The 23908-nt window shown below is 54.1% G+C and carries 21 protein-coding genes, 1 tRNA gene and 2 pseudogenes; 9 read left to right on the forward strand and 15 right to left on the reverse strand.

The window, feature by feature from the left end; all coding sequences use genetic code 11:
- Nucleotides 1-81: 81 nt before the first annotated feature.
- On the reverse strand, nucleotides 82-276 hold the full coding sequence (locus N8E88_RS14045) for a hypothetical protein (RefSeq protein ID WP_262294204.1): 195 nt from the start codon (nucleotides 274-276) through the stop codon (nucleotides 82-84).
- 238 nt (nucleotides 277-514) lie between these two features.
- Between N8E88_RS14045 and N8E88_RS14050 the strand changes: the two genes are divergently transcribed.
- Nucleotides 515-589, forward strand: a tRNA-Thr gene (locus tag N8E88_RS14050).
- Here the strand turns inward: N8E88_RS14050 and N8E88_RS14055 are convergent.
- The 4 genes from N8E88_RS14055 to N8E88_RS14070 all read right to left on the reverse strand — a co-directional run bounded on the left by N8E88_RS14055 (nucleotide 568) and on the right by N8E88_RS14070 (nucleotide 4130).
- Nucleotides 568-1509 carry a ribokinase gene (locus tag N8E88_RS14055; RefSeq protein WP_262294205.1) on the reverse strand — a complete coding sequence of 314 codons (942 nt, stop codon included), beginning with the start codon at nucleotides 1507-1509 and terminating at the stop codon, nucleotides 568-570. The genes N8E88_RS14050 and N8E88_RS14055 overlap by 22 nt on opposite strands.
- Nucleotides 1510-1514: 5 nt before the next feature.
- Nucleotides 1515-2366: a BtpA/SgcQ family protein gene (locus N8E88_RS14060; RefSeq protein ID WP_262294206.1), complete on the reverse strand. Its 852-nt coding sequence runs from the start codon at nucleotides 2364-2366 to the stop codon at nucleotides 1515-1517.
- Between the two features lie 46 nt (nucleotides 2367-2412).
- On the reverse strand, nucleotides 2413-3123 hold the full coding sequence (locus tag N8E88_RS14065) for a GntR family transcriptional regulator (RefSeq protein WP_262294207.1): 711 nt from the start codon (nucleotides 3121-3123) through the stop codon (nucleotides 2413-2415).
- A 104-nt stretch (nucleotides 3124-3227) separates the two neighbouring features.
- Nucleotides 3228-4130 (reverse strand): LysR family transcriptional regulator, encoded by a 903-nt coding sequence (locus N8E88_RS14070; protein WP_262294208.1) that lies wholly within the window; start codon nucleotides 4128-4130, stop codon nucleotides 3228-3230.
- Between the two features lie 129 nt (nucleotides 4131-4259).
- On the opposite strand from N8E88_RS14070, the gene N8E88_RS14075 reads away from it, so the two are divergent.
- On the forward strand, nucleotides 4260-4877 hold the full coding sequence (locus tag N8E88_RS14075; RefSeq protein WP_262294209.1) for an FMN-dependent NADH-azoreductase: 618 nt from the start codon (nucleotides 4260-4262) through the stop codon (nucleotides 4875-4877).
- A gap of 430 nt (nucleotides 4878-5307) precedes the next feature.
- Here the strand turns inward: N8E88_RS14075 and galE are convergent, their stop codons facing one another.
- Complete coding sequence (gene galE, locus N8E88_RS14080; protein WP_262294210.1) at nucleotides 5308-6300, reverse strand: UDP-glucose 4-epimerase GalE; 993 nt, start codon at nucleotides 6298-6300, stop codon at nucleotides 5308-5310.
- Between the two features lie 123 nt (nucleotides 6301-6423).
- On the opposite strand from galE, the gene alc reads away from it, so the two are divergent.
- On the forward strand, nucleotides 6424-7434 hold the full coding sequence (gene alc / locus N8E88_RS14085; RefSeq protein WP_262294211.1) for an allantoicase: 1011 nt from the start codon (nucleotides 6424-6426) through the stop codon (nucleotides 7432-7434).
- Between the two features lie 126 nt (nucleotides 7435-7560).
- Nucleotides 7561-8839 (forward strand): annotated as a pseudogene (gene hemA / locus N8E88_RS14090) (5-aminolevulinate synthase).
- 8 nt (nucleotides 8840-8847) lie between these two features.
- Here the strand turns inward: hemA and N8E88_RS14095 are convergent.
- Nucleotides 8848-10014, reverse strand: coding sequence for a pyridoxal phosphate-dependent aminotransferase (locus tag N8E88_RS14095; RefSeq protein WP_262294212.1), 1167 nt, complete (start codon nucleotides 10012-10014; stop codon nucleotides 8848-8850).
- Between the two features lie 113 nt (nucleotides 10015-10127).
- Nucleotides 10128-10544: a large conductance mechanosensitive channel protein MscL gene (gene mscL / locus N8E88_RS14100; protein ID WP_262294213.1), complete on the reverse strand. Its 417-nt coding sequence runs from the start codon at nucleotides 10542-10544 to the stop codon at nucleotides 10128-10130.
- 211 nt (nucleotides 10545-10755) lie between these two features.
- Between mscL and N8E88_RS14105 the strand changes: the two genes are divergently transcribed.
- Nucleotides 10756-14304, forward strand: a complete 3549-nt coding sequence (locus tag N8E88_RS14105; RefSeq protein ID WP_262294214.1) for a hybrid sensor histidine kinase/response regulator — start codon at nucleotides 10756-10758, stop codon at nucleotides 14302-14304.
- On the opposite strand, the gene N8E88_RS14110 is transcribed toward N8E88_RS14105, so the two are convergent.
- The gene (locus tag N8E88_RS14110; RefSeq protein ID WP_262294215.1) at nucleotides 14255-14926 is read right to left on the reverse strand and encodes a response regulator transcription factor; all 672 of its coding nucleotides are present in this window, start codon (nucleotides 14924-14926) and stop codon (nucleotides 14255-14257) included. The genes N8E88_RS14105 and N8E88_RS14110 overlap by 50 nt on opposite strands.
- 227 nt (nucleotides 14927-15153) lie before the next feature.
- On the opposite strand from N8E88_RS14110, the gene pip reads away from it, so the two are divergent.
- A complete protein-coding gene (gene pip / locus N8E88_RS14115; RefSeq protein ID WP_262294216.1) occupies nucleotides 15154-16104 on the forward strand; it encodes a prolyl aminopeptidase in 951 nt (316 codons plus the stop codon).
- Between the two features lie 40 nt (nucleotides 16105-16144).
- Here the strand turns inward: pip and N8E88_RS14120 are convergent, their stop codons facing one another.
- Nucleotides 16145-16588 carry a VOC family protein gene (locus N8E88_RS14120; protein ID WP_112526297.1) on the reverse strand — a complete coding sequence of 148 codons (444 nt, stop codon included), beginning with the start codon at nucleotides 16586-16588 and terminating at the stop codon, nucleotides 16145-16147.
- A gap of 116 nt (nucleotides 16589-16704) precedes the next feature.
- Nucleotides 16705-17136 (reverse strand): hypothetical protein, encoded by a 432-nt coding sequence (locus tag N8E88_RS14125; RefSeq protein ID WP_262294217.1) that lies wholly within the window; start codon nucleotides 17134-17136, stop codon nucleotides 16705-16707.
- Nucleotides 17137-17272: 136 nt separating this feature from the next.
- Between N8E88_RS14125 and N8E88_RS14130 the strand changes: the two genes are divergently transcribed.
- Nucleotides 17273-17623 (forward strand): DUF952 domain-containing protein, encoded by a 351-nt coding sequence (locus N8E88_RS14130; protein ID WP_262294218.1) that lies wholly within the window; start codon nucleotides 17273-17275, stop codon nucleotides 17621-17623.
- Nucleotides 17616-18704 carry a quinone-dependent dihydroorotate dehydrogenase gene (locus N8E88_RS14135; protein WP_262294219.1) on the forward strand — a complete coding sequence of 363 codons (1089 nt, stop codon included), beginning with the start codon at nucleotides 17616-17618 and terminating at the stop codon, nucleotides 18702-18704. The genes N8E88_RS14130 and N8E88_RS14135 overlap by 8 nt, the downstream gene beginning before the upstream one ends.
- Here the strand turns inward: N8E88_RS14135 and N8E88_RS14140 are convergent.
- From N8E88_RS14140 to N8E88_RS14155, 4 genes and pseudogenes are all read right to left on the reverse strand, one after another.
- A complete protein-coding gene (locus N8E88_RS14140) occupies nucleotides 18701-20056 on the reverse strand; it encodes an MATE family efflux transporter (protein WP_262294220.1) in 1356 nt (451 codons plus the stop codon). The genes N8E88_RS14135 and N8E88_RS14140 overlap by 4 nt on opposite strands.
- Before the next feature lie 87 nt (nucleotides 20057-20143).
- Nucleotides 20144-20638: a CAP domain-containing protein gene (locus N8E88_RS14145; protein WP_262294221.1), complete on the reverse strand. Its 495-nt coding sequence runs from the start codon at nucleotides 20636-20638 to the stop codon at nucleotides 20144-20146.
- Nucleotides 20639-20718: 80 nt separating this feature from the next.
- Complete coding sequence (locus N8E88_RS14150; protein WP_262294222.1) at nucleotides 20719-20985, reverse strand: DUF6460 domain-containing protein; 267 nt, start codon at nucleotides 20983-20985, stop codon at nucleotides 20719-20721.
- A gap of 417 nt (nucleotides 20986-21402) precedes the next feature.
- Nucleotides 21403-21903: pseudogene (locus tag N8E88_RS14155) on the reverse strand (class I SAM-dependent methyltransferase); the annotation flags it as partial.
- A gap of 164 nt (nucleotides 21904-22067) precedes the next feature.
- On the opposite strand from N8E88_RS14155, the gene N8E88_RS14160 reads away from it, so the two are divergent.
- Nucleotides 22068-23840 (forward strand): adenylate/guanylate cyclase domain-containing protein, encoded by a 1773-nt coding sequence (locus N8E88_RS14160; protein WP_262294223.1) that lies wholly within the window; start codon nucleotides 22068-22070, stop codon nucleotides 23838-23840.
- Nucleotides 23841-23908: the final 68 nt, after the last annotated feature.

Below are 23908 nucleotides of genomic sequence, written 5' to 3' on the forward strand. Positions count from 1 at the left end.
GTTGAGACTCTTTGCAGAGCCGGTTGCTGTAAACCATCACACGAAATGGTTCAAGAAAGGCTTATGACCTGTTTGGGCCATTCATGATTCCTCTTGGGAGGAATCGGAAGGCTTTTCGGTTGCGGCGACAATGCCCTCGTCGCGTTCATCGGCGCTACCCGCCCGGCGCGAACGTGATTGCTGTTTTCGCCTTGCCAGATTCGCTCGCAATTGTTCGGACCGTCGCTTCTCACGGTCAATTTGTTGGGAATTCGGGTTTTTCGACGGCGAAGTCATGTCGTGTCACATATATTCCAGATGGGTTTCATGCCATTTTATACCCAACGAGTCATCACTTTTGCCGCGTATACATAATTTGGCCCAGAGATTACGATTGCTTGCTTGCGATTTAAGCAATGATATGGCAGAAGTCCGCCGCGTTCGCAAATCGGCTGCAACTCATGTAGAGCACTTCGTTACGAGGTGGTATACGGGAAACGAGGCCATGGTGGCGATCCGCAAGTGACATGGAAACGCTGTTGTAGCTCAGTGGTAGAGCGCGTCATTGGTAATGACGAGGTCGGGAGTTCAATCCTCCCCAGCAGCACCATCCCCGCTTCTAGCAAGTTCGATACGAGCTGTGAGTGTTGCTAGTTCATCGCGGCTAGGTAAAGCCGTAAACGCACCCCGACGTTGTGCGGTCAGTGCAGCGGCGCTTTGAGCGAGATTGATGGCGGTCTCCTGGCCCAATCCCATCGCAAGCTCCGCTGCAACTACGCCGCAAAAAGTGTCGCCACAACCGGTCGTGTCAATCGCACCGATTCGTACGGCTGGATAATGGCGAATCGTTCCTTCACGATCAAATGTGAGGCACCCGCCTGCTCCAAGAGTGATAATCGCCACGGATGCACCGAGCTGGCATAGAGCTGCAGCAGCGTCGGTTGGGTCGGAAAATCCGGTGATTTCCCTCGCCTCGCCGCGATTTGTGACGACAATATCGCACAACGGCAGGATCGGCCTGACTTCCCACCAAAGCGGCGCAGGATTGAATAATGTTGTTGCGCCGCGGGCAGTTGCTGTCCCGAGAGCGGCCCGGGTACTGGCTTGTGTAAGGTTGCCTTGCAGCACCACGACATCGCCCGCGTTCGTGTTCGCGGCAAAGCTTTCTGCCATTTCAACAGTCAATGCAGCCGCGCAACTCCCGGCACTCACTATGCTATTCTCCCCGTCGGGCAGCACCATTAAGAGAGAGAAATCGCTCGAATAGGGAACGCGGTGCAGTTCGAGTTCGGATATGCCCTCGGAAGCCAATGCCGCCGCGATTTGTACGCCTTGCGCGTCGTGCCCAACGGCGGCATGGAAGATGACCTGCACACCAGTACGCGCGGCGGTAACCGCCTGATTGAGGCCTTTACCACCCGGTGCGCTACCGGCGTCGTCACCGAGAAGCGTTTCACCCTTTTCCGGCAAGCGCGGCATCTGGAGCGTCAAATCGACGCCCGCATTGCCGAGAACGAGCACACGCCCCACGATTGTCAGCTCCGCGCTTTCTTGACAGCTTGCATGAATACCTGCAGCCGATCCGGATCGACCGGGTTCCACCACGCGCCCTCGTGTTTGAGGTAACTTGCAACAATTACCGCATCTGCAACAGTAAAAATGTCGCCAATATTATCCGGTGTAACACCGGAACCAACGGCGACCGGTAACGACGTACCGGACGCAATTGTCTGCAGTTCATCCATCGTTGCACTATCGCCCGTGCGCTGGCCCGTGGCGATGGCCACATCGGCATCGAAAAATTCATTGTCGCGTGCAAGTTCAGTGATGGTGCGGTCGCCAGTGATAGCATGAGCGCCGTGCTTCACATGCACATCGGCAAAGATGCGAACGGATTTAGCGCGCAGCCACGCCCGATAGCGCGCTGCCTCGCCTGCAGGTCCGTCGATCAGACCTTCATTGGCGACATAGGCGTTCGACCATTGGTTAACGCGAACGAACGCTGCACCAGCAGCCTTGGCTACCGCCAGCGCCTGAACCGCTCCGTTGGCTAAAACGTTGACGCCGATCGGGAGGCCGCTATGACGGCGAACAGCATCCGTCATGACTGCCATGGCAGCAGCGGTTTCCGGACCAAGGCAATCCGGCTTGGCAAAAGGGATGTCGCCGTGGTTCTCGACAATCAGGCCATCCACACCGCCGACCTTGTAACGCCCGGCTTCCGCCACGGCGAAGGCAACAACGTCCTCCATCGGCTCTCCATCATAATTCGGAGAACCCGGCAGCGGCAGCGAATGGATCACGCCGATGACGGTCTTGCGCCGGCCGAAGATTTCCTGGATGGCGTTCGGCTTGGCGCGATAGATGGACTTGGGTTGAGAGGTCATGGTGATGCTTTCTACATGGGATTAAAGCGGGGACGTTCCGTCGTTGTTATGAACGGGCGAGACCAACCTGGAAGCTGTATCGATCCGCCCGATAGTGCAGGACGACATATTCGACGGGCTGCCTTGCCGAATTCCACGACGTGCGATGGCAAACCAGAACCGCGGCCGGTTGTTTTAGTCCGAGGCTTCTAGCGGTAGTGACATCGGCAATGGCCCCTTCGGTTCGTTCTTGGCCGCCAGTCAGCGCAACGCCCGCTGACTCTTTGAGCCAGCCATAAAGTGAGCTGCTATCCAGAACTTCAACGGTGGGCAAGCCAGAGCGCTCGAATGCCACAGGAGCGAGATAAGTCAGCGATGTCGCCATCGGGCTTTCATCCGCCAGCAAGATGCGATCTATCTCCAGTACTGGAGAATTATTGGCAATTTTCAACTCTGTCGCCACAAATTCACTCGCCAGCGTAAGTTTCAGTGATCGTGTTCGATAACTGGGCTTCAGGCCCCTCACCGCCATGTCTTCGGAAAAAGATGAGAGACGATTTAGCGGTCGTTCGATGCGCGGTTCAATGACAATCGAACCGCGACCCGACTTACGGCTTATCAATCCTTCCGCCTCCAGAAAGTCGAGCGCCGCACGCGATGTCGTGCGACTCACGCCGAAACGGCGGTTTAGCTCGGTTTCACCCGGCAACGCTTCGCCCGGCTTGAACGCACCCTCGTCGATAGCCTGCCGCAACCGCTCGGCGATCTGCGACCACATCGGCGCTGCTCCACCCACGAGTTGTTTTTCATGCCACATCATGTGCGAAATGATATGACGTCATGACATTTAGATCAAGCGCTTCCTGTTCACTTATCGTTGTCTCAGCCAAATCTCTCCAATTCCTGCTTGAAACGCTCCACTAGCCACGACCCGGCAGGTCCGAGGGGACTGTCCACCTGATAGAGTGCCAACAGAGGATAGGCCGCTTCCGGATAGGGTTCGAGATCGAGGAGCACCAGCCTTCCTTCAGCGAGATCATCTTTTACCATCCACTTCGGCAAACCGCCCCAGCCCAGGCCGGCCAACATCAAGTCGTGTTTGGTGCTCACATCCGTTAGCCGCCAGGTCTTGTACGCGAACACGCCAAAATCCCGCCCCTTCGTTTGCTCGCTCAGATCGGTGATCACGAGCTGGATATGGTCACGAATGTAGGAGAGCGGTACAGGGCCTTCATAGAGGGCCAACGGGTGATCGGGGGCGGCAACGGGTGTCATGGCCGTCTGCCCCACTTGAACCAATACAAGTTCGTCGTGGACTTGCATCGGGGGGCCGCCAATGCCGAAATCCGCTTGCCGTTTCAGAACAAGGTCCCAGACCATCCCGAGTGCGCCGACGTGCAATCGCAGGCTGACAGTCGGGAATTGAGTCTGAAACGCCTTTAGTACGCATGTCAGTACCGGCGATGGCAGCGAAACGTCAACAGCCACAGCCACTTCGGCCTCCAGTCCATGCTTGAGACCTTCTGCCCGGGATCTCATGCCCTGCAAGACGGAAACCATCCGCCGTGCATCTTCCAGCATCGCCTTTCCCGCTTCGGTCAGGCGCGGCTCGCGTGTCCCGCCGCGCTCGAAGAGCTGCAGCTCAAGCTGGGCTTCCAGATTGGCAATCGTGTAGCTGACAACTGATTGCGAACGGTTGAGACGTCGCGCCGCCGCCGAGAAGCTTCCCGTCTCCGCTACAGCAACAAAGACCTGAAGTTGGTCAAGAGTAGGGTTGGGTTGCATCGCCACACCTATCGATCGTTTAGATGGATTTGATCGATATTTTCCCAGTTTTCTAAATGGATGTCGAGAACCAAATTACAGCAATGAGATTGTTCTCACCGAGACAAATCAACTGAAGGAACTTAGGCTATGTCTTCCATACTTCTCGTTACATCCAGCCCACGTGGCGCTGCCTCCCATTCGACACGCGTCGCAACGGAACTCGCCAACAAGCTGCAGGCGAAAACGCCTGGTGCGAAGATCGTTACCCGCGACCTCGCGAACAACCCGCTTCCCCATATTGATGCTGACTACGCTTCGGGCATCTACACACCCGTCGAGTCCCGTTCTGTCCAACAACAAAATGTTGTCGGCGTATCCGACGCGGTTGTAGACGAACTCTTCGCTGCTGATGCCGTCGTCATCTCTACTGGCATGATCAACTTCAACATCTCGTCGACGCTCAAGGCCTGGATTGACCATATTGCCCGTGCCGGCAGGACGTTCAGCTATGGCGCCGAGGGCCCGAAAGGTCTTGTAACTGGTAAGAAAGTATATGTAGTGATCGCATCTGGTGGTGTTTATTCGGATGGTCCAGCCGCTGCCTTCGATCATGCGACCCCTTATCTGAAGACAGCACTCGGTTTTCTCGGCATGACCGATGTCGAGGTAATTCGCATCGAAGGTGTAGCAATGGGTCCAGAAGCCGAAGAGAAAGCTATTTCGTCGGCCCTCGATCACACCAATGATCTGGCGCTCGCCGCCTAAGGGTTTGCGCCGGACGTGAAAGAGGCGGGCTTCGGCCCGCCTCTTTTCGTTTGTCAACTTGGTGGCTGCGATTAACCGTGCCTGTTCCTTTCGGCTTCATCAAGCCGTCTGAGCTGATCAAGAAGGCTTTCAGGAACTGTCTCGTCGACCTTATATATCCCTGCAGCACGAATTGCCGATCTGTAGGACGACTGGGATATTTGTCGTCGCAAAATTCTTGAAAGTTCTTTTTCGTTGGGCCGGTTAATGCCGTCCATCGTTGCTTAAACTCCAACTTCCTTCGTAGACTAAACCCATTCACTACGAACAAGGTTCCCTTTTTCGGGCCTAGAGCCGTCTAAAGCAATGTGTCGCTGCGACGCAGTCTTTAGTCTTAGACAGTCTTCCGATCCGCACAGCCGCTGAAAGAAGAAATCAAGGAAAGTAGCGTTCAGCGCCTGGTATTGCGATGCTGAAGAGATTTTTCCCACCGAAGCGCAGATTCGACGATTTTGTCGAGATCATCAAGCTTGGGCTCCCAGCCAAGATTGGCCCGGGCCTTGCTGCTATCGGCGACAATGGAAGCCGCGTCGCCGGGCCGGCGACCGGTCAGACGTGCGTCAATGGGTGAACCATGCACGCGCTCCACGCTCTCGATCACTTCCTTCACCGAATATCCGCGACCGTACCCGCAATTGGCGACCATGCTGCTGCCACCTTCCCGCAACCGCTCAAGAGCCAGACGATGCGCCGCAACGAGGTCGCTGACGTGGATGTAATCGCGGACGCACGTGCCGTCAGGCGTCGGAAAATCATGACCGAAGATTTCCATGTAGCGCCTCTTTCCCAGGGCTGTCTCGCAGGCAACCTTGATCAGATGCGTTGCGCCTTTGGTCGATTGGCCGGTCCGGCCCTTTGGATCGGCGCCAGCAACGTTAAAATAACGTAGCGCAGTATAATGAAAATCATGCGCGGCTGCGGTGTCGCGGAGCATCCATTCGGACATTAGCTTCGACACACCATAAGGGGATTGCGGCTCAGTCGGAACATCCTCGGTGACCGGTGTCATCCCGCCATCGCCATAGACCGCTGCTGTCGACGAAAAGATGAAATTCTTCACGTCGGATTTTACGACTGATTCGATCAGTGACCGAGTTTTTGATGTATTGTTCTCATAATAGGCAAGCGGGTCGCGAACCGAATCCGGGACAACGACGGAACCCGCAAAATGAATGACCGCATCGACGTAGTTGCGTTCGATCGTCTCACGGACCAGGCTTTGGTCGCCAATATCACCGACAACGAGCTTTGCCTCGCTAGGTATCGCCCAATCGAATCCTGTGGAGAGCCGATCAAGAACGACCACAGACTCACCAGCATCCAGCAACTCCCAGACCATATGGCTGCCGATATATCCGGCGCCTCCGGTCACCAACACTGTCATAGCCAAAGCCCCTTAATCTCCATTTATGCCGCCTTGCGCTCATCTTGCCGCATTTAAGCAGGTGTGCAAAGCTCGTTACTCACGTAATCGAGATACAGTAGCTTTTTAGGACGAATTGCAACAATGGTGTCTTCCCACGAAATACTGCCCGAGTTTGCAACGAACCGTATAAATCTTGCCTCTGCCGGGCTAGGTGCCCAAGCCATTTTTGCCACAGACGATTTTTTCGCTCCAGTAGAACGGATGCTTTTCGATGCACCGGCTGTGTTCATTCCGGACAAATACGATGATCACGGCAAATGGATGGATGGTTGGGAGTCCCGTCGCAAGCGGGGGCCCGGCCATGATTTTGCTGTCATCAAGCTGGCTGCCCCCGGGATCATCCATGGTTTTGATGTCGATACCAGCCATTTTACCGGCAATTATCCGCCCTCGTGTTCAATCGAAGCCTGCACCTCCGAGAATGAGCCGACCGACGCTACCGTTTGGTCCGAACTCTTGCCGCAAAGCCCACTCGGACCATCGAGCAACCATTTTTTTGTGTGCACAAACACAGGCGTCTGGACACATCTCCGCCTGTGTATCTACCCCGATGGCGGCATTGCGCGCCTGCGGGTCTATGGCGAGCCATGGCGAGACTGGTCGCGAATTCCTGTTAGTGAGGAAGTAGACCTGGCCTCCGCTTTAAATGGCGGACGTGTCGTTGCTTATTCCGATGCGCATTACGGCGAGTTGCACCGGCTGTTATCTCCAGGCCGAGGCATCAACATGGGCGACGGATGGGAAACTCGCCGACGCCGCGAGCCTGGCAATGATTGGATCATCGTTCAACTCGGTCATCGCGGCCAGATAAGCCGTGTTGTCGTTGACACGGCGCACTATAAGGGGAATTATCCAGATCGCTGCTCTATCCATGGAGCCGATATTGGACCGGTAGCCGGCGGACTCTCCCAGTCGATCGTCACATCCTCCATGTTCTGGCAGGAAATCTTGCCCGAGCGGAAACTTTCCATGGACGCCGTTCATGACTTCAGCTCAAACGATCTAGTATCAGCAAGCCGTGTCAGCCACATACGTCTCAATATATTCCCTGATGGCGGCGTCAGCCGGTTGCGAATTTTCGGCACTATTTGACTGTTTGCCTGCGCTTTATACAATTGGTGAAGAGAGTTTCGCTTTAACCGTGGCAAATTGCCCATAATCTCATCATGGATTTTGGCTGGCAAAAACGCTAGTAAGTCCATGATACAGGAGCAATTCATGGACTATCGTCGGTTTTTCGAAGACGCGATTGACCAGTTGCACGCTGAAAAGCGCTACCGGGTCTTTGCTAATCTGGAACGGATCGTGGGGAGATTCCCGCGTGCACTTTGGCGTGACGCCGGCAAGACCCGTGAAATTACGGTCTGGTGCTCCAACGATTATCTCGGTATGGGCCAGCATCCTGAAGTCATCAAGGCAATGCATGATGCATCCAGCCGCATGGGCTCGGGTGCAGGCGGCACGCGCAACATCTCCGGCAACAACCACCCGCTGGTCGAACTCGAAATAGAGCTGGCTGATCTCCACCAAAAGGAAGCCGGTCTGGTTTTCACCTCCGGTTTCGTCTCCAATGAAGCCTCGATTTCGACGATTGCACGGCTTTTGCCAAATTGCCTCATTCTTTCCGACGAGCTGAACCACGCCTCGATGATCGAGGGTGTGCGACGTTCAGGTGCGGAAAAGAAGATTTTTCGCCACAATGACCTCGCCCATCTCGAAGAGCTTTTGAAGGCCGCAGGCAGGGAACGGGCGAAGTTGATTGTGTTCAGAATCGGTCTATTCGATGGACGGAGACATTGCTCCTATCGCTGCCATTGCCGATTTAGCGGAAGAATATAATGCCATGACCTACATCGACGAGGTTCATGCAGTGGGTATGTATGGCAATCGGGGCGGAGGCATCACCGATCGCGAAGGTTTGTCACATCGTATTGATATTATCGAAGGTACGCTGGCCAAGGCTTTCGGCACATTGGGCGGTTATATCGCCGGCCCCAAAAGCGTGATCGACGCCGTACGCTCCTACGCGCCTGGTTTCATCTTCACGACAGCACTTCCCCCGGTTATCGCAGCGGCAGCGACGCAATCCATCCGGCACCTTAAAGTATCTCAGGAAGAGCGTCGCAGACATCAATGTCAGGCACAACTTACCAAAGATGTGCTGGCGCAGGCCAATCTTCCGGTTATGAAATCTGAGACACACATCATCCCGATCCATGTCGGCGACCCTGAATTATGCAAGAAGGCCAGCGACCGGTTGCTGGACCTGCATGGCATTTACATACAGCCGATCAACTATCCGACTGTACCACGCGGCACCGAGCGGTTGCGCATCACGCCGACACCGTTCCACTCGAACGAACTCGTCGTTGAGTTGAAGGATGCACTGGTTGAGGTCTGGACGGCGCTGGGCATTCCTTTCTCAAAGGACAGCGCACCAGCTATAGAGACCAGTGACCGTGTGGTAACGCTCGCGATTTCCAAGGCCGGCGGTTAGCACCAGCTTCAGCGTTTCGATACCCATTCCGCAAGTCGGACGGCGGCCTCTTCGACCTGATCTATCCGTCTGGCAAAGCAGAGCCGCAGAAGCGCTGCACCTCCATTGCCAAACGCTGTTCCTGGCGCAAGCCCAACTTTTGCCTGGTCGACGATATCGAAGGCCGCACGGTAGGAATCCGTAATTCCGTCGATGCCGAACAGCAGATAGAACGCACCAGCCGGCGGCGCCAGGCGCACTCTGCCCGTTGCCGCAAGCTTCGCGCAAAGAATGTCCCGTGCCTGATGCGCTCGTTCCACCTGCATGCGGATAAAATCGTCGCCTTGTTCAAGCGCCACAACGCCGCCACGCTGCATAAATTGGGCGACGCCGGAGGTCGAATATTGAATGAGGTTTTCCATCGTTTTGCCCAGCGAGGGGTGTATCATTAGCCAACCCATGCGCCAGCCAGTCATTGCCCAGTTCTTCGAAAAGCTATTGACGAAGATGATGCGCTCATCCGGGTCCATCACATCAAGGAAAGATGGCGCACGACGCGCGCCATAGTAGAAATGTGCGTAGATTTCGTCTGCGATGATCCACAATCCATGGTGACGGGCAATAGCCAGGATTTCCTTTAGTGTTTCGATGTCGGCCGTCCAGCCCGTTGGATTGGACGGGGTGTTTATGAATAGAGCCTTGGTCCGCGGGGTGATCGCATCACGGATCTTCTGGGTATCGAGCGTCCAGCCATTGCTCGTGAAATCCTGTGTGACGGGGACTGGAGTAGCACCGGCAACGCCTGCGGCCGCGGCAAAATTCGGCCACGCCGGGGAAAGGTAGACAACTTCATCTCCCGCACCTGCCGTAGCCTGAATGGCGAGCTGTATTGATTGCATGCCTGAGCCGGTTACATAAAAATGCTCAGCAGGAAGCTCTGCACTGAAATGCCGTTTGTAGTAGTCGGAAAGAGCCCGGCGCAGTTCGGGAATGCCAGCCTGCCACGTATAGAATGTCTCACCATTGGCGAGACCATTACTGGCAGAGTTCCGGATAAAGTCGGGCGTTGGTAGATCGCCCTCCCCAGCCCACAGTGGAATGACACCTTCTTGACGACGGCCGTAATTCATTACAGCAACGATGCCGCTCGCGGGCGCCACCGCTGCCTCATGACGCAAATGTTCGACAAGACCCATTCGGCTGCTCCACTGATCCGGTGGCAGACGTAGCGCAATGGGGTGCTTTTGGCACGCGTATATTTGTGATGTTTCCATCAGTTCGAATGATGGGCCGGTGACGTATCCCGGCGTTACGACTTCAATCTGTCTTTGGCGAGCAGATCACGTATTTCCGTAAGGAGGATTGTCTCCTTCGCAGGAGCAGGATCAGCCGCCACTTCCTTTTTCTTGAAGCGGTTCATGGCCTTGACGACAATAAACAGAACCCAGGCAATGATCAGGAAGTTGATAAGGAGGGTGATGAAATTGCCATAAGCAATGGTGGCCCCAGCTTGTCGGGCAGCTGCCAACGTTGGAGCAGGTGCACCTGAAAGCTGGAGGTAGAGATTGGAAAAATCAATACCGCCGGTCATGAGACCAATAATCGGCATCATGAGATCAGCTACAATCGACTCGACCAGCCTGCCGAAAGCCCCGCCAATGATCACACCGATGGCGAGATCAACCATATTTCCCTTCAACGCAAATTCTTTGAATTCCTGCAGCATGATATACCACTCTCCAGTATTGTGTGTTAATGCAAACCATCAATGCCAGTGATGCTGTTTAAGCACTCGGACAGTAACAGAAGTTTTTAGATTATTAACAGGCCGTTTGGTCTTTCTACAAGTATTAAGGTCGCCGCAACTTAAGCGGGATAACTGACCGCGATTTATTTGGACGAAAGCCGTTGACGTTTGGGGGCGGAAGGTTGGAGCCATGATGGGCTTGACTGCATTGCTGGTCGTTATCGTTTATTTCTCGGTACAGTATTTTGTGATCAAACAGGTGAATAGCCATAGTGGTTCACAAGGTAAGGTACGCCGAGTGATCTACTCTTTGAGCGTGGCAGCAAGTGGTTGTTCGTGGGTATATTTTGGATCCGGGGGCTATGCCGCCAAGCATGGTATAGAATTTGTCGGGCTATACGTTGGTCTCCTTCTCGCCTTCACGCTCGGTTTTCCATTGCTCGAAAAGATCGTCGAACTATCCAAGGCAGAGGGAATCAAGTCAATTTCCGATTTTATCGGTGCGCGCTACGGGAAAAGTTTTTCGGTTGCCGCGGTCGTGACAATAATTACAACGATTGGCCTCATTCCATATATCTCGCTCCAAATGACGGCCATTCACTATTTGGTCGAAGTTTTTTGCGGTTCTTTTGGTTCTCATATATCTGACGAGGCGGTGAACGAACATTTCCTTATCGACTCGGTGGAAATAGGCATCGCGCTGTTCACGATCTTTTACAGCGCTTACGGCCCCCATTTTAAAGAACAGTATGATGGTTTGGTTCATACCTTGGCATTTGCTACCTTGGCGAAGTTTGCCGGATTCGTTGTCGTTGGCATCGCTGCAACAACGTTTCTATTTGGATCCCCAGCTGAGATATACACGCGCGTCATGGCTGAACGAGAGCACCTCGTCGCATTTCAGTCGCCAGTGTCCATAAGTAACAGCCTAGGGTTCGTTTTGATTGGGGCGGCATCGGTATTGTTACTTCCTAATCAGTTTTATATAACCATAGTACAGAATCGGGACCTTTCTGAACTTCGCACAGCGCGGTGGTTTGTTCCGCTGCTCCTTCTGGGCTTTTGCATATTCATTATGCCCTTAGCTTTGATCGGTTCTACTGTTCTCCCGCAGTCTGCATCCGCCGATTTTTACTTCCTGTCATTACCACTTGCTGCGGGACATAGCTGGCTCGCCACAATCGCGTTTGCTGGCGGTTTGGCGGCAGCAACGACAATGATCATCGCGCCGTCGATATTGTTGTCGATCATGATATCCAATGATTTGATCTTACCGGGGATTCTCAGAAGAACGAAACTATCGTCATCCGACGGCCCAAAAGACTTCACAAGGATCATTCCTAATATACGGCGCGCAGCGCTTATCGGGATTCTGGTTGCAGCTTTCGCCTATCAATTCGTTATATCCGTGCAGATTGATTTTGCTGCAATGGCGTTAGTATCGGCTGTCGCGGTCATTCAGCTCCTTCCACCGCTACTCGGCGGGCTGTTTTGGCGTCGAGCCACGGCAAGGGGCGCGCTTTGGGGGATGGCCGCTGGTTTCTGCGTCTGGACCTACACAATGGTGCTGCCAAGCGTGCTCGGCACCGCGTCGTCAATTTCCGTGGACGGCCTCTTCGGCCTGGCTGCACTCCGACCCCATGCCTTGTTCGGCCTAGAGGCCAGCAATTATATCAACGCCCTGTTCTGGAGCTTATCGGTCAACATCACGCTCTTTATCGCTGGCTCGCTTTCCAGGAGCGCCACTCCGCTCGAACGCATCCAAGCCTCGGTATTTATTACAGACGCCGCTTTGTCCACGAATGCTATCGGAAGTCTACAGCCCAGTGTAACCGTTAATCTGCTCAAGTTGACAATATCGAAATATATTGGCAACGAACAAACTGCCCTCGCTTTCAATTCCTTTCACAAGCAGGAAAATATCGACCTTGAGGGTAGTGATCCAGCAGATTTCAAGACCGTACACTTCGCCGAGCAGTTGCTATCGGGCATTGTCGGCTCACCTTCGGCGCGTATGATCCTTTCCTTGGCTATGGGCCCCACCGGCCCAGCCCAGCGTCGGGCTCAGATTTTGGTTGATCACGCGACCGACGCGCTAGCGCAGGACCGCCACCTTCTGCAAACAGCGCTGGACCAGATGGATCAGGGCATCAGTGTTTTCGATCGACAGTATCGGCTTAGTTGCTGGAATACGCAGTTCCGCCTCATCCTCGATCTTCCAAAGGAGCTGCAGCGGATGGGCACTCCTCTTAACCGCATACTCTCGTATCTATACGAGCGTGATGATCTCGCGGACTTTACTGATAAGACCTTCATTGAACAATTTACCGAGATTGCAATTCCTTGGCGCGTCAAGCTTAAAGGAACCGGTCAGACGATCGAAATCCGCTCCAACTCCATACCAGATGGCGGATTGGTGACAACGTTCACCAATGTGACAAATGCAGTTAACGCCGATAATCTGTTGCGCCAGACCAATGAGTCTCTCGAGTTGCGTGTACGCGATCGTACAGCAGAGCTTACGCTGGCAAATCAACAATTAGGAAAAGCTCAACGACGAGCCGAAGAAGCCAATCTTGGTAAGACACGGTTTCTTGCCGATGCTGGACATGACATTCTCCAACCATTGAATGCTGCCCGCCTCTACTCCTCTTCCTTGATGGAGCAGCTTGGAAATTCGCGCGAAAAGGAGCTCGCCAGCAACGTTGATTCGTCGCTTGAAGCGGTCGAGTCCATCATCAGCGCCCTGCTCGACATTTCAAGATTGGATACGGGTGGGCTAAAGCCCGTCATTTCTGTCTTTCGTCTCGATGCGTTATTGCAGCAAATTGCGCGGGATTTTGCACCCACGGCGCGAGAAAAAGGACTGGATCTCCGGGTAGTTGCCAGTTCGGCAGTCATTGCGACGGACCGCAACCTTTTGAGGAGGCTCATTCAAAACCTGGTGTCGAACGCCATCAAATATTGCCGGTCAGGAAAGATTTTGGTTGGGGTGCGGCGGCGTGGCAAATCCATAGAGTTACAAATTCTCGATACAGGTATTGGTATTCCCGCTGACAAACTTGATGATATCTTCCGCGAGTTTTCGAGGTTGCCGGAAGGGATGAGAGAATCAGATGGCCTCGGTCTCGGGCTCTCCATTGTCGAGCGCATCGCAAAGATCCTCGACCTAACGATCATGGTCACGTCAAGAGTGGGGAAAGGATCGGCTTTTTCAGTTACCATGTTGGCTTCAAACGTGCCGGTTCTGCCCACACTCGAATCAGGACAGGCAGTCAAACCTTTCAGCGTCTTGACCGGGCTCACAGTCTTGTGCGTCGACGATAATGAGCGATCACTTGCCGGCATGCAGGAACTACTGACGACTTGGGGCTGCCAGGTCTTGCCGTTCAAAAGCGGAAAGGCTCTGCTTAGCTATTGCGTCGAAAACCCTGCAGCAATTCCAGCGGTCATTTTGGCAGACTATAATCTGGACGAAGAAAACGGTCTCGACGTTATTCAAAATACACGCGAACACTTGCGGCGACACCTCAAAGCGGCACTGATCACCGCTGATCGCTCGGATCACGTTCGGGAACGCGCTTTGCTAAAGATATCTCGATTATCAACAAACCCGTGCGTCCCGCTATTCTGCGCGCGCTGCTCTCGCATTTCAGCCAGGAAATTGCAGCGGAATAATCCACGGCGGATCAGTGAAATCCGGTCGTCGCGGGTTCAACTGGGAGCACCTCCTCTTTGAAGCGCGCCAACCGGATAACGGCCTGAGTCCGACTTTCGACGCCGAGTTTATAAAGCACGGCCGACACATGCGCCTTGATAGTCGCCTCCGAGACGTTGAGTTCATGCGCAATCTGTTTGCTCAACATACCATCTGCCATCATCGCAAGCACCCGACCTTGCTGCGGCGTCAGCTTTCGCATGCACAATATGAGCTCAACGATTTCCGGGTCGAGTTCCCCAGCTTCGTCGCCCACCAGCGGCGACCAGATTTGTCCATCAAGTATAGTTTTTACGGCTTCGTTTATGGTCTCGGGACTGGACGATTTGGAAATGAAGCCTGCAGCGCCGAGTGCCAGGGCGGCACGAATTGTGACCGCGTCGTCGGTAGCAGAAACAATCGCCACGGGAACCATCGGTTGCAGCGCGCGCAGGCTGATAAGGCCAGTTAGCCCACCAATGCCATTCAAGGATAGATCTAGAAGCACGAGATCGATGTCTGAAGCTCCTTGGACGAAGGCTTTCGCGCTTTCCAAGTCGCCTATTTCGATTATCTCGACGTCAGTCGTTTTTGACGATAGTGCGAGCCTCAGGGCGCCCCGGAATAGAGGATGATCGTCAACGATGACAAATGTATATTTCATTGTTCAAAAGTCCTTAATGTTAAATAATTCAAATTTATTATCCAAAAGCCGTAATGCTAACGACTAAAGCCAATTCGACTGATATATCAAGAGCATTTCAACGCGTGTCAAAGTTTTGAATGGAGAAAACTCGAATGGCGATTAAGCCAGTTTATTCAAATGCCTTGGCAAAACCTTATTCCCGAGCGATTATTCGTTGTGGGGATTTATTCTTGAAGGCGGGATGAATGATTACAAATACTCTTTACCCTGAGAACCAACCGTATCTGGAACAGATGCTCCAAGTATCGGAATTGCATACCATTCATATTGAAGAATGCGGTAATCCTGATGGGAAACCGGTGATCATGGTTCACGGTGGCCCGGGAGGTGGCATCAATCCGACGATGCGACGCCTGCATGATCCCGAGCGTTACCGCATCATCCTTTTCGATCAACGCGGTTGCGGGAAGTCGACGCCGCATGCGGAACTGAAAGAAAACACGACTTGGGATCTGGTCTCCGATATGGAGCGCATTCGCGAGCATCTAGGCGTCGACAAGTGGCAGGTTTTTGGCGGATCTTGGGGCTCCACCCTTGGACTCGCATATGCTCAAACTCATCCCGATCGTGTGCTCGCATTGATCCTCCGTGGGATTTTCATGATCCGGCGCTTCGAGATCGAGTGGTTCTATTCGAACGGTGCAAGCATCATTTATCCAGATCGTTTTGAAGCATATCAGGAGCATATCCCTGAAGAAGAGCGCGGCGATATGATTGCCGCCTATTACAAGCGTTTGACCGACCCGGACCCTGCAATCCAACTGACTGCTGCAAAATTATGGGCACGCTGGGAAGGTTCGGCCTTGTCACTGTTGCCAGACCCGGCACGCGAAGAAGCGTTCGGAAACGACCATTTCGCCATCGCCTTCGCCCGCATTGAGTGCCATTACTTCCAAAACAAGGGATTCTTCGACACGGATGACCATATCTTGCGCAATGCGCATTTGATCCGCGAAATACCTGGTGTGATAGTGCACGGCCGCTACGATATGTGCACGCCGTTGCTCAATGCCTGGCATTTGAAGAAGGTCTGGCCGGAAGCCGATCTGCGCATCGTCGAAGATGCCGGTCATGCAGTGAGCGAACCCGGCATCGTGCATGAATTAATTGCTGCGACCAAACGCTTTGCTGTTTAATCCAGCTCTCCGCAACCGGCTCAGCGGTGGCCGGTTGCATTCATGCAGCGATGTGCTTTCGCCGTGATTTGACTACCCAGAGATGCCCGAACGGATCGGTAAGCACTCCGGCGCGATCGCCGCTATCCAGCGTTTCAATCTCATTGCGCAAGTTGCCCCCTTCTTCGATCGCGTGGTGCATAACGCGATCGACATCATCCACATGAATATCGAGCATGACCGGCGTTGCCCCAATCGCGTGAACAGATCTTGGGCCGCCAAGCGAAGCATCCGCATCGCGTTTGGGATTGGCTCCAACAATCATCACCACCGAAGCGCCCATGCGCAATTCAGCAGCGATCAATTCGCCATTGTGTAGATAGGGTCGTCCTACTACTTGGGCTCCGAAGACACTTTCGTAGAAATCCAAAGCCTTTTGCTGATCGCCATGGCGTACAAAAAGCCGTATCGATACCTCTCCAATCAGTCTTGGCACTGCAATCATCTCACCGCTCCCAGAGAAGAATTCCAAGCGGTTAAAGTCTATCAAATTGTCGAACAAATCAAGAACAAACGACTCTATGAGACCTTACCTCCTGCCAGTCTCCTGTCACTGCCAGGTCAGGTCTTTTGCGGTGATTGCGGATTCGCAGGCTTGCTCTTTTCCTCGAATTCCTTGGCAATTCCCATGAAGCGACGCATAAACCTCTCCATATAGCTCAACCCTTTTTCAAAGTCCTCATCGGAAGGAAGGGCGTCGCGAACGACTGGCGGCAGCTTGCCCATACCCGCGACAGTGTCCTCAAGTTTTGCGACTCTCGTCTTGAGGTCCGCAATATCATCCTCATATGCCGCCCGCTCTTCAGCTGCCAACTTGCAGATCAGCTGATCCGACTTCTCCTGGCAGATCGACATTTCGCCAGTTTTGTTGTTCATGCGAACATAGCCGTCATTGGTTCTCTCAAGCGTATAAGTCGCTGCTTCCTGTGCCATGGCGGCGAACGACCATAGAGAACCAGAGAGCGCGATGAGTAAAGTTCGTGCTACTAACATGGATGAATCTCCAACATTTACGTTTCAAGAACCTGAGGAAATAATACGCCGAAAATCTGGAACAAGGCGATATTTCTGTTACAGGCGTCAGGTCTACCCTTTGCGCATCGAGGTTTTGCGTCTAGTAAAGACGCTTATGACTCATCTGGTTTACAAGATTGCTCCGCGTGCTCTTTGGCAAGCTGCAGAAGCGACCGGCGTATTCGATGGCGCGCCGATCGATCAGGCGGATGGCTATATCCATTTTTCCACTGCAAGTCAGGCAGCCGAGACAGCCGCCAAGCATTTCACGGGTCGGAATGATCTCGTGCTGATCGCAGTCGAGGCAGACAAACTGGGTACCGCGCTCAGGTATGAGGTCTCGCGCGGAGGCGATCTCTTCCCGCACCTCTACGCGCCGTTACCTCTCGACGCTGTTTCATGGATCAAGCCGTTGCCGTTGGGTAGCGACGGCAAGCACAAATTTCCGGAGTTGAGGCATGAGTAGATTGTTCGGATCGATTGGCCGCAGAGTGCTGTTTAGGCTCGATCCGGAAGATGCGCACGGTCTCTCGATCAAGGCATTGAAGACCGGTCTCGTGCCTGCACGCCCACCCAACAACGATCCTGCGCTGCGTGTCGCTGTTGCCGGCCTCAGTTTTCCTAATCCGCTTGGCATGGCCGCTGGCTATGACAAAAATGCCGAAGTACCCGATGCATTGCTGGGACTCGGCTTCGGCTTTGCCGAAGTCGGAACGCTCACGCCGCGGGCACAATCTGGCAATCCGAAGCCGCGCATCTTTCGCCTTGTCGAAGACAACGCGGTAATCAACCGGCTTGGCTTCAATAATGAAGGTCATGACCCGGCATTCCGACGCCTGTCCGAGCGACGTTCGCATGCCGGCATCGTTGGAGTAAACATTGGCTCCAACAAGGACTCTACCGACCGTGTCGCGGACTATGTGGCAGGTATAAGGAAATTCCATTCTCTTGCGAGTTACTTTACGGTCAATATTTCCTCTCCAAACACGCCAGGTTTGCGCGATTTGCAGGCGCGAGAAAGCCTTAAAGAACTGCTCGGCAAGGTACTCGACGCGCGCGACGCACAACCAGGCGCCAGGCGCCCTGTTTTTCTCAAGATCGCACCCGATCTGACCGAAGCCAGTCTTGACGATATTGCCGCCGAAATCGGCTCGCACTCATTGGACGGGTTGATAATTTCCAACACGACGCTCTCTCGCGCAGGTCTGAAAAGCAGCAAGAGCACAGGCGAGACAGGCGGCCTCTCCGGAAAGCCGTTGTTCGAACGGTCGACGATTGTACTCGCCAAGATGCGCCAGCGCGTTGGTACCGATCTCCCGATCATCGGTGTTGGCGGCATCGCGAGTACAGCGACAGCCATTGCCAAGATTCGGGCTGGAGCTGATCTCGTCCAGCTTTATACCAGCATGATCTTTAGTGGTCCCGGCTTGGCAAGCGAGATCGTCAACGGCATGTCAACAAGCCTGAAGCGCGACAACGTTAGTACTATCGCCGCGCTACGCGATTGCGACGTCGACGATTGGGCCGCAAAAGCAATCCCGGCCTAGTTGGCAAACTGAATTCGTGCCCGGCTCGGCAAGATCGATAACAGGGAGATCCCGCGCAAACCGAGAAAAAGGTGCAGCGCTAGCCAAAGGCCATGGTTGCCGAAGAATTTCGGCAAAATGAAATAGGCAGCGAAATAGCCGATCAGCGACAGTATCATCATATTACGCATGTCACGCGACCATGTCGCGCCAATAAAGACCCCGTCCATATGGAAAGCCAGCAGACCTACGACCGGCGCCAGAGCTGCCCACGGCAAATAAAGCGACGCCATTTTCTGCACCTCGTCAGATTTGATCAAGAACGCGACAATCGCATCACCAAAGATCAAAAAGAAAACAGCCATCGCTGTCGCCAGCAACAAGCCCCATAGGAACGACAGTTTTATCCCCCGGTCGAATGCCGGACGATAGTGCGCCCCTACGGCACGGCCGGAAATCTGTTCTGCGGCAGTTGTCACTCCATCAATTAAATAGCCGGAAATCAGCAGGAAGTTCATCAAAACTGCATTTGTTGCCAACATCACCGCACCCGCTTGCGTTCCAGCGCGGGTGAAATAGGCATAGGCGATCAACAGGAAGAACGACCTCAGCATGATATCGCGGTTGACAGCAAACATGCGGCGAATCTCATGCGTATCCAATACCCGCGCCCGGGACGGATTTGGTACCGCACGGAATTGCCGGTAGATTATGAATAGGCCAACCGCCAGCGCTACAGTTTCACCGAGCAAAGTTCCCCAAGCAATACCCGCTACGCCCCAGCCCATAACCAGGCCGAACCAAATTGTCATAAGAACGTTGACACCGTTGAGCAGGAACTGAAGATAGAGCCCCAGCATGGCCTTCCCTTGCCCGAGTAACAGACCCAGAACCACGAAATTGCCAAGCGCCATGGGCGATGACAGCAGGCGGATCGAAACATAGGTCGACATGGCGTCCGAGACTGCCTTATCCGGGTTCATGAAACCGATCGTCGCTTGCAGAATTAGTGGCGTCGCCGCAATGAAGAGCACACCGGCCACGGCGGCAATACCGATGGCGCGCCAAAAGACCGCTTGCTGTTCCACATTGTCGTGTCTTCCCATTGCCTGCGCTACAAGCCCGGTCGTGCCCGCACGCAAGAAATTCATCGTAGAAAACAAAAAATCGAAAACCAGTGCACCGATGGCAAGGCCGCCCAGCAGATGCGGATCACCGAGCTGGCCAATCACCGCAGTATCGACCAGTCCGAGCAACGGCGTCGTCAGCGATGCCAGCATTACCGGAATCGTGATTGCCAGCATCAGCTTGTTGGTCACCTCGAACGGGCGAACAATTTTTGATTCTGACAGTGGGGACGTTTCGGTTGTCATGAAATACCGGAGATTGCAACCACACGGCTATTATTGCTCTATGCCATCGACTCGCCACGGTTTCCAGTGCAATCGCCGCAATCAGCGCTAACTTGCCAGAACCAGCGCCCAATAGCGCTCGGCACTGCCATTTGCGGACTCCGCATAGGCCAAGCCGAAACGTGTAAACTGCGGATCTAGCATGTTACGCCGATGTGGCGGTGATGCCATCCATCTAGCAAAAAGCTGGTCCACATCCATGTGCCCCATGGCGATATTCTCAGCGGCAAGGCCATGAATTTCATTGTCCCGCACACGGGAGGCAAAGCCCCGACCCCAGCGGGTCGTGTGAGCCATACGGCCAGTACTTGCCATGTAGCTTGCCTGTTGTGACGCAGCACGTTCCAGCGTGGGATCAGCATTCAGCCCGGTGAGACCATTTGCAGAGCGAATCGCTCGCACGTTTGAATTAGCCGCGGCCGAAGCTCCCGCAATCTTTCCTGGCGTTCGCATAGCGGTCTGGCAGGCCGATAGCGGTAGAACCGCAACCGTGGTGAGGCCTAGAAAATTGCGGCGTGATAGATAACAATGCTTTTCGGACATGGCCAATTCCTGAAGGAGACCGTCCGCCGGTATCCGGCAATTGTGGCTCCTTCAGGCCGAAAATGGGCTATAGCGGAATTTTAGCGCCGATAACTCAGCAGGCGCAGAATGATGAAGCAGGGAATGACGACCACCGCGCCGAGCAGAAAATAAGCGGCAAAACGTTCGATAGCACCAAAGCCAAGATTCCAAATGCGACGAAGAAAGTTCTCGAAACCATAAAGAATGTCTATAGGAGACCAGTCGAAAGCACTCATGACGACCCCAACCACCAGCGAAACCACGATCAGTTTCACAAGGACCCGGCCGGGCGAGTCTCCTAGGAAGCGGTTCATTCTTTCCGACATTTGTTCTCCGGTATTGGAAAAGATGGAGTGGGTAAAGTGATTATTTGACGCGGGCAGATCAGCGTCAGCCTTACTACTCGCGTAACGAATCCCTTCGCGTCACACCGAACAGGTTGATAGCCGCAACAATTTCCTTAGGACGTTGGAACGCAACAGCTGCTGACACCAGCACAATGTCACCTCTTTGTCGAGTATGCCGGGTCAGTCTGGCTTAAATTTGCGTTAGACGACGAACGGATTCTCGTGTTCGGGAAAGCGCTCGCGTTTCACGACACAGTTTTCGAAGCCGTGTCTGTCACATTGCACTCAGGGTGGATTGGTGCATAGAGGAGTCGGCGACGCGAGCACCTTGCCCTGACTGTTTCGCCATCGAGATGCGGGATTCGGCGGAGCAACACCAAGCCCATGCCATTCACATCATCTCTTTCGCGCCACGATATAGGGGCGGTTATCATTGCCCTTGGTTTGCGTGGCTTTCAGTGGCAATAATGTCGAAGCCTGCCGCACATATAAGCTGGTTGAGATCCACCTTCGCAAAGGCGCCTGCGTAGGGTGCCCTGCCAAGCGCACGCATTGCGGGCAACAAGGCAATCCGGATACGTGGGTTCATATCTCCGACGCATGGTGTTTTGGAAATGAAAAGCCCTCCGCTGCAAGCAAGGTATGGATACGGCGCAGCGTGCCAGGCAGATCGCGGACCAGGTGGAGATAGTTGAATCCTATAACTGAGTCGAACTGCGCCTCTTCGGACGTCAGCGCCTCTGCGGTGGCGGCGCGGAAGGTGAGCGTCGGAATAGGCTTGTCAACACACTTCCCTTTTGCAATCGCGATCATGCCACTGGAAATATCCGTTGCAAGATAGCTTTGCACATCGCCTGCAAGCTGGAGTGCCGTTGTTCCTGTCCCGCAACCCAGTTCCGATCGCGCTTCCGCCTTACTCGGCTGTGCGGCACCAAGCTTCTTCAGAAGAGGCCGCTAAAATCAATAGGTGATTTCGTTAGGGTGCTATAAAATCACCGTGGACGCTTTCTGATCTCCCGGTACGGAAAGTCGCATTTTGTGATCAATATATTGGCAAATCAATGGAACAGAGACTAGCCGCAGTCCTGGCAGCCGATATGGCAGGCTATAGCCGGCTAATGGAGGCGGACGAAGCAGGCACAATCGCCCGCCTCAAAACGCACCGGATAGAATTGATCGATCCCGCCATTGCAAAGAACAAGGGCCGGATTATTAAGACGACAGGCGACGGCATGCTCGTGGAGTTCCAGAGCGTTACTGACGCAGTAAAGTGTGCCGTCGAGATCCAGCACCGCATGCAGCGGCGCAATTCGGACGTGCCTCAGGATCGGCGGATCGAATTCAGGATCGGCATTAATCTTGGCGACATTATCTTCGAGGACGATGACATTTTCGGCGACGGTGTGAATATTGCTTCTCGTATTGAACAACTTGCCGACGTAGGCGGTATCTGTGTCACCGGCGCAGTGGCAACGCAAATCGCTGATCGTCTTGAAGTCTCCCTCGAGGATCTGGGCGAGAAGACACTAAAAAATATAAGCCGTCCCGTCCGTCTGTTTCGTATCGGACTTGAGCGCTCTACCTTGCCTGCTCAGCCGGGAGACTTCGATGCAAACCGATCTATCTCAAAACCCTCGATAGTCGTTCTGCCCTTCAACAACATGAGCGGCGACCCCGATCAGGAGTTTTTCGCCGACGGTCTTACCGAGGACATCCTTACGGAATTGTCTCGCCGCCACGAGCTGTTCGTCATCTCACGCAATTCCAGTTTCGTGTACAAGAATCGAGCTGTAAATGTGCGCGAAGTCGCCGAGAAACTCGGAGCTCAATACCTGGTGGAGGGAAGCGTCCGGAAGATTGGCGATAGGGTACGCGTAACGGTCCAGCTCATCGACGCAGCCAATGCCGCCCATATCTGGGCGGATAAATACGACCGCAGGCTGGACGACATATTTGCGATTCAGGATGAAATAACAGCGGCGATAGCCGCAACCTTACCGGGGCGTGTCGAGGCGGCCCAGCGCGACCAGCTTGGGCGGACGAAACCTGCAAACATGGCCGCATACGAGTGCGCGCTGGCCGCCAAGGTGCTGCATCACAGAGGCACAGTCGCCGACAACACGCAGGCTCAGTCCCTGATAGACCGGGCAGTTGCGCTTGACCCGGGTTATGCCCATGCCCATGCTTGGCGGGCGTGTATTCTTGGCCAGGCCTGGGTCCACGGCTGGTGCCAAGACAAGGATGCTGTCTGGAGCGAAATCGTTGCTGCCTTGGATCGGGCTTTGGCGCTGGATGACAACGATGCCGATGTGCATCGCATTTTGGCCGCGGTTAGTGTGAACAACAACGCGCTAACCACAGCGCGTTATCACCAGGAGCGTGCCCTCTCCCTTAATCCCAACTACGACCTTGTGGTGGTTCAGCAAGGGGAACTGTTGACGTGGCTGGGGCGGCCCGAAGAGGGAATCGAATGGATCCGCAAGGCAATGCGGCTGAATCCACATCACCCTGAAAGATTTTGGAGTCATCTTGGAAAAGCACATTTCGCTGCGCATCAGTATGGCGAAGCGATTGAAGCATTCATGCATCTGTCCGTCATGGATGAGGTCCAACACGCATTCGCCGCAGCATGTTACGGCTGGCTTGGCGATGAGATCGCTGCTGCAGCTCATATGAAGAAGGTTCGAACGCTTCTCCCCGAATTCGCCGTGGAATCCTTCCTCGCCACTTTGCACTACGCTGAGCAATCAGACGTGAATCACCTTCGCGAGGGGATTGTCAAAGCGGGAGGGGACGATCACTTTTCGCGAGCGAACGATTTCACGGCGCAGTAACAGACAGCGTGATCCGCAACATTTGGCGGCATAGGTTACGGATTACCGAGTAGCAACAGCCCGGGGCA

This window comes from Phyllobacterium zundukense (assembly GCF_025452195.1).
Classification (GTDB): Bacteria; Pseudomonadota; Alphaproteobacteria; order Rhizobiales; family Rhizobiaceae; genus Phyllobacterium; species Phyllobacterium zundukense_A.

Coding starts and splice junctions, on each gene's coding strand:
- N8E88_RS14045 (WP_262294204.1), bottom strand. CDS start 276: ATGACTTCGCCGTCGAAAAACCCGAATTCCCAACAAATTGACCGTGAG.
- N8E88_RS14060 (WP_262294206.1), bottom strand. CDS start 2,366: ATGACCTCTCAACCCAAGTCCATCTATCGCGCCAAGCCGAACGCCATC.
- N8E88_RS14065 (WP_262294207.1), bottom strand. CDS start 3,123: ATGTGGTCGCAGATCGCCGAGCGGTTGCGGCAGGCTATCGACGAGGGT.
- N8E88_RS14070 (WP_262294208.1), bottom strand. CDS start 4,130: ATGCAACCCAACCCTACTCTTGACCAACTTCAGGTCTTTGTTGCTGTA.
- N8E88_RS14075 (WP_262294209.1), top strand. CDS start 4,260: ATGTCTTCCATACTTCTCGTTACATCCAGCCCACGTGGCGCTGCCTCC.
- galE (WP_262294210.1), bottom strand. CDS start 6,300: ATGACAGTGTTGGTGACCGGAGGCGCCGGATATATCGGCAGCCATATG.
- alc (WP_262294211.1), top strand. CDS start 6,424: ATGGTGTCTTCCCACGAAATACTGCCCGAGTTTGCAACGAACCGTATA.
- N8E88_RS14095 (WP_262294212.1), bottom strand. CDS start 10,014: ATGGGTCTTGTCGAACATTTGCGTCATGAGGCAGCGGTGGCGCCCGCG.
- mscL (WP_262294213.1), bottom strand. CDS start 10,544: ATGCTGCAGGAATTCAAAGAATTTGCGTTGAAGGGAAATATGGTTGAT.
- N8E88_RS14105 (WP_262294214.1), top strand. CDS start 10,756: ATGATGGGCTTGACTGCATTGCTGGTCGTTATCGTTTATTTCTCGGTA.
- N8E88_RS14110 (WP_262294215.1), bottom strand. CDS start 14,926: ATGAAATATACATTTGTCATCGTTGACGATCATCCTCTATTCCGGGGC.
- pip (WP_262294216.1), top strand. CDS start 15,154: ATGATTACAAATACTCTTTACCCTGAGAACCAACCGTATCTGGAACAG.
- N8E88_RS14120 (WP_112526297.1), bottom strand. CDS start 16,588: ATGATTGCAGTGCCAAGACTGATTGGAGAGGTATCGATACGGCTTTTT.
- N8E88_RS14125 (WP_262294217.1), bottom strand. CDS start 17,136: ATGTTAGTAGCACGAACTTTACTCATCGCGCTCTCTGGTTCTCTATGG.
- N8E88_RS14130 (WP_262294218.1), top strand. CDS start 17,273: ATGACTCATCTGGTTTACAAGATTGCTCCGCGTGCTCTTTGGCAAGCT.
- N8E88_RS14135 (WP_262294219.1), top strand. CDS start 17,616: ATGAGTAGATTGTTCGGATCGATTGGCCGCAGAGTGCTGTTTAGGCTC.
- N8E88_RS14140 (WP_262294220.1), bottom strand. CDS start 20,056: ATGACAACCGAAACGTCCCCACTGTCAGAATCAAAAATTGTTCGCCCG.
- N8E88_RS14145 (WP_262294221.1), bottom strand. CDS start 20,638: ATGTCCGAAAAGCATTGTTATCTATCACGCCGCAATTTTCTAGGCCTC.
- N8E88_RS14150 (WP_262294222.1), bottom strand. CDS start 20,985: ATGTCGGAAAGAATGAACCGCTTCCTAGGAGACTCGCCCGGCCGGGTC.
- N8E88_RS14160 (WP_262294223.1), top strand. CDS start 22,068: ATGGAACAGAGACTAGCCGCAGTCCTGGCAGCCGATATGGCAGGCTAT.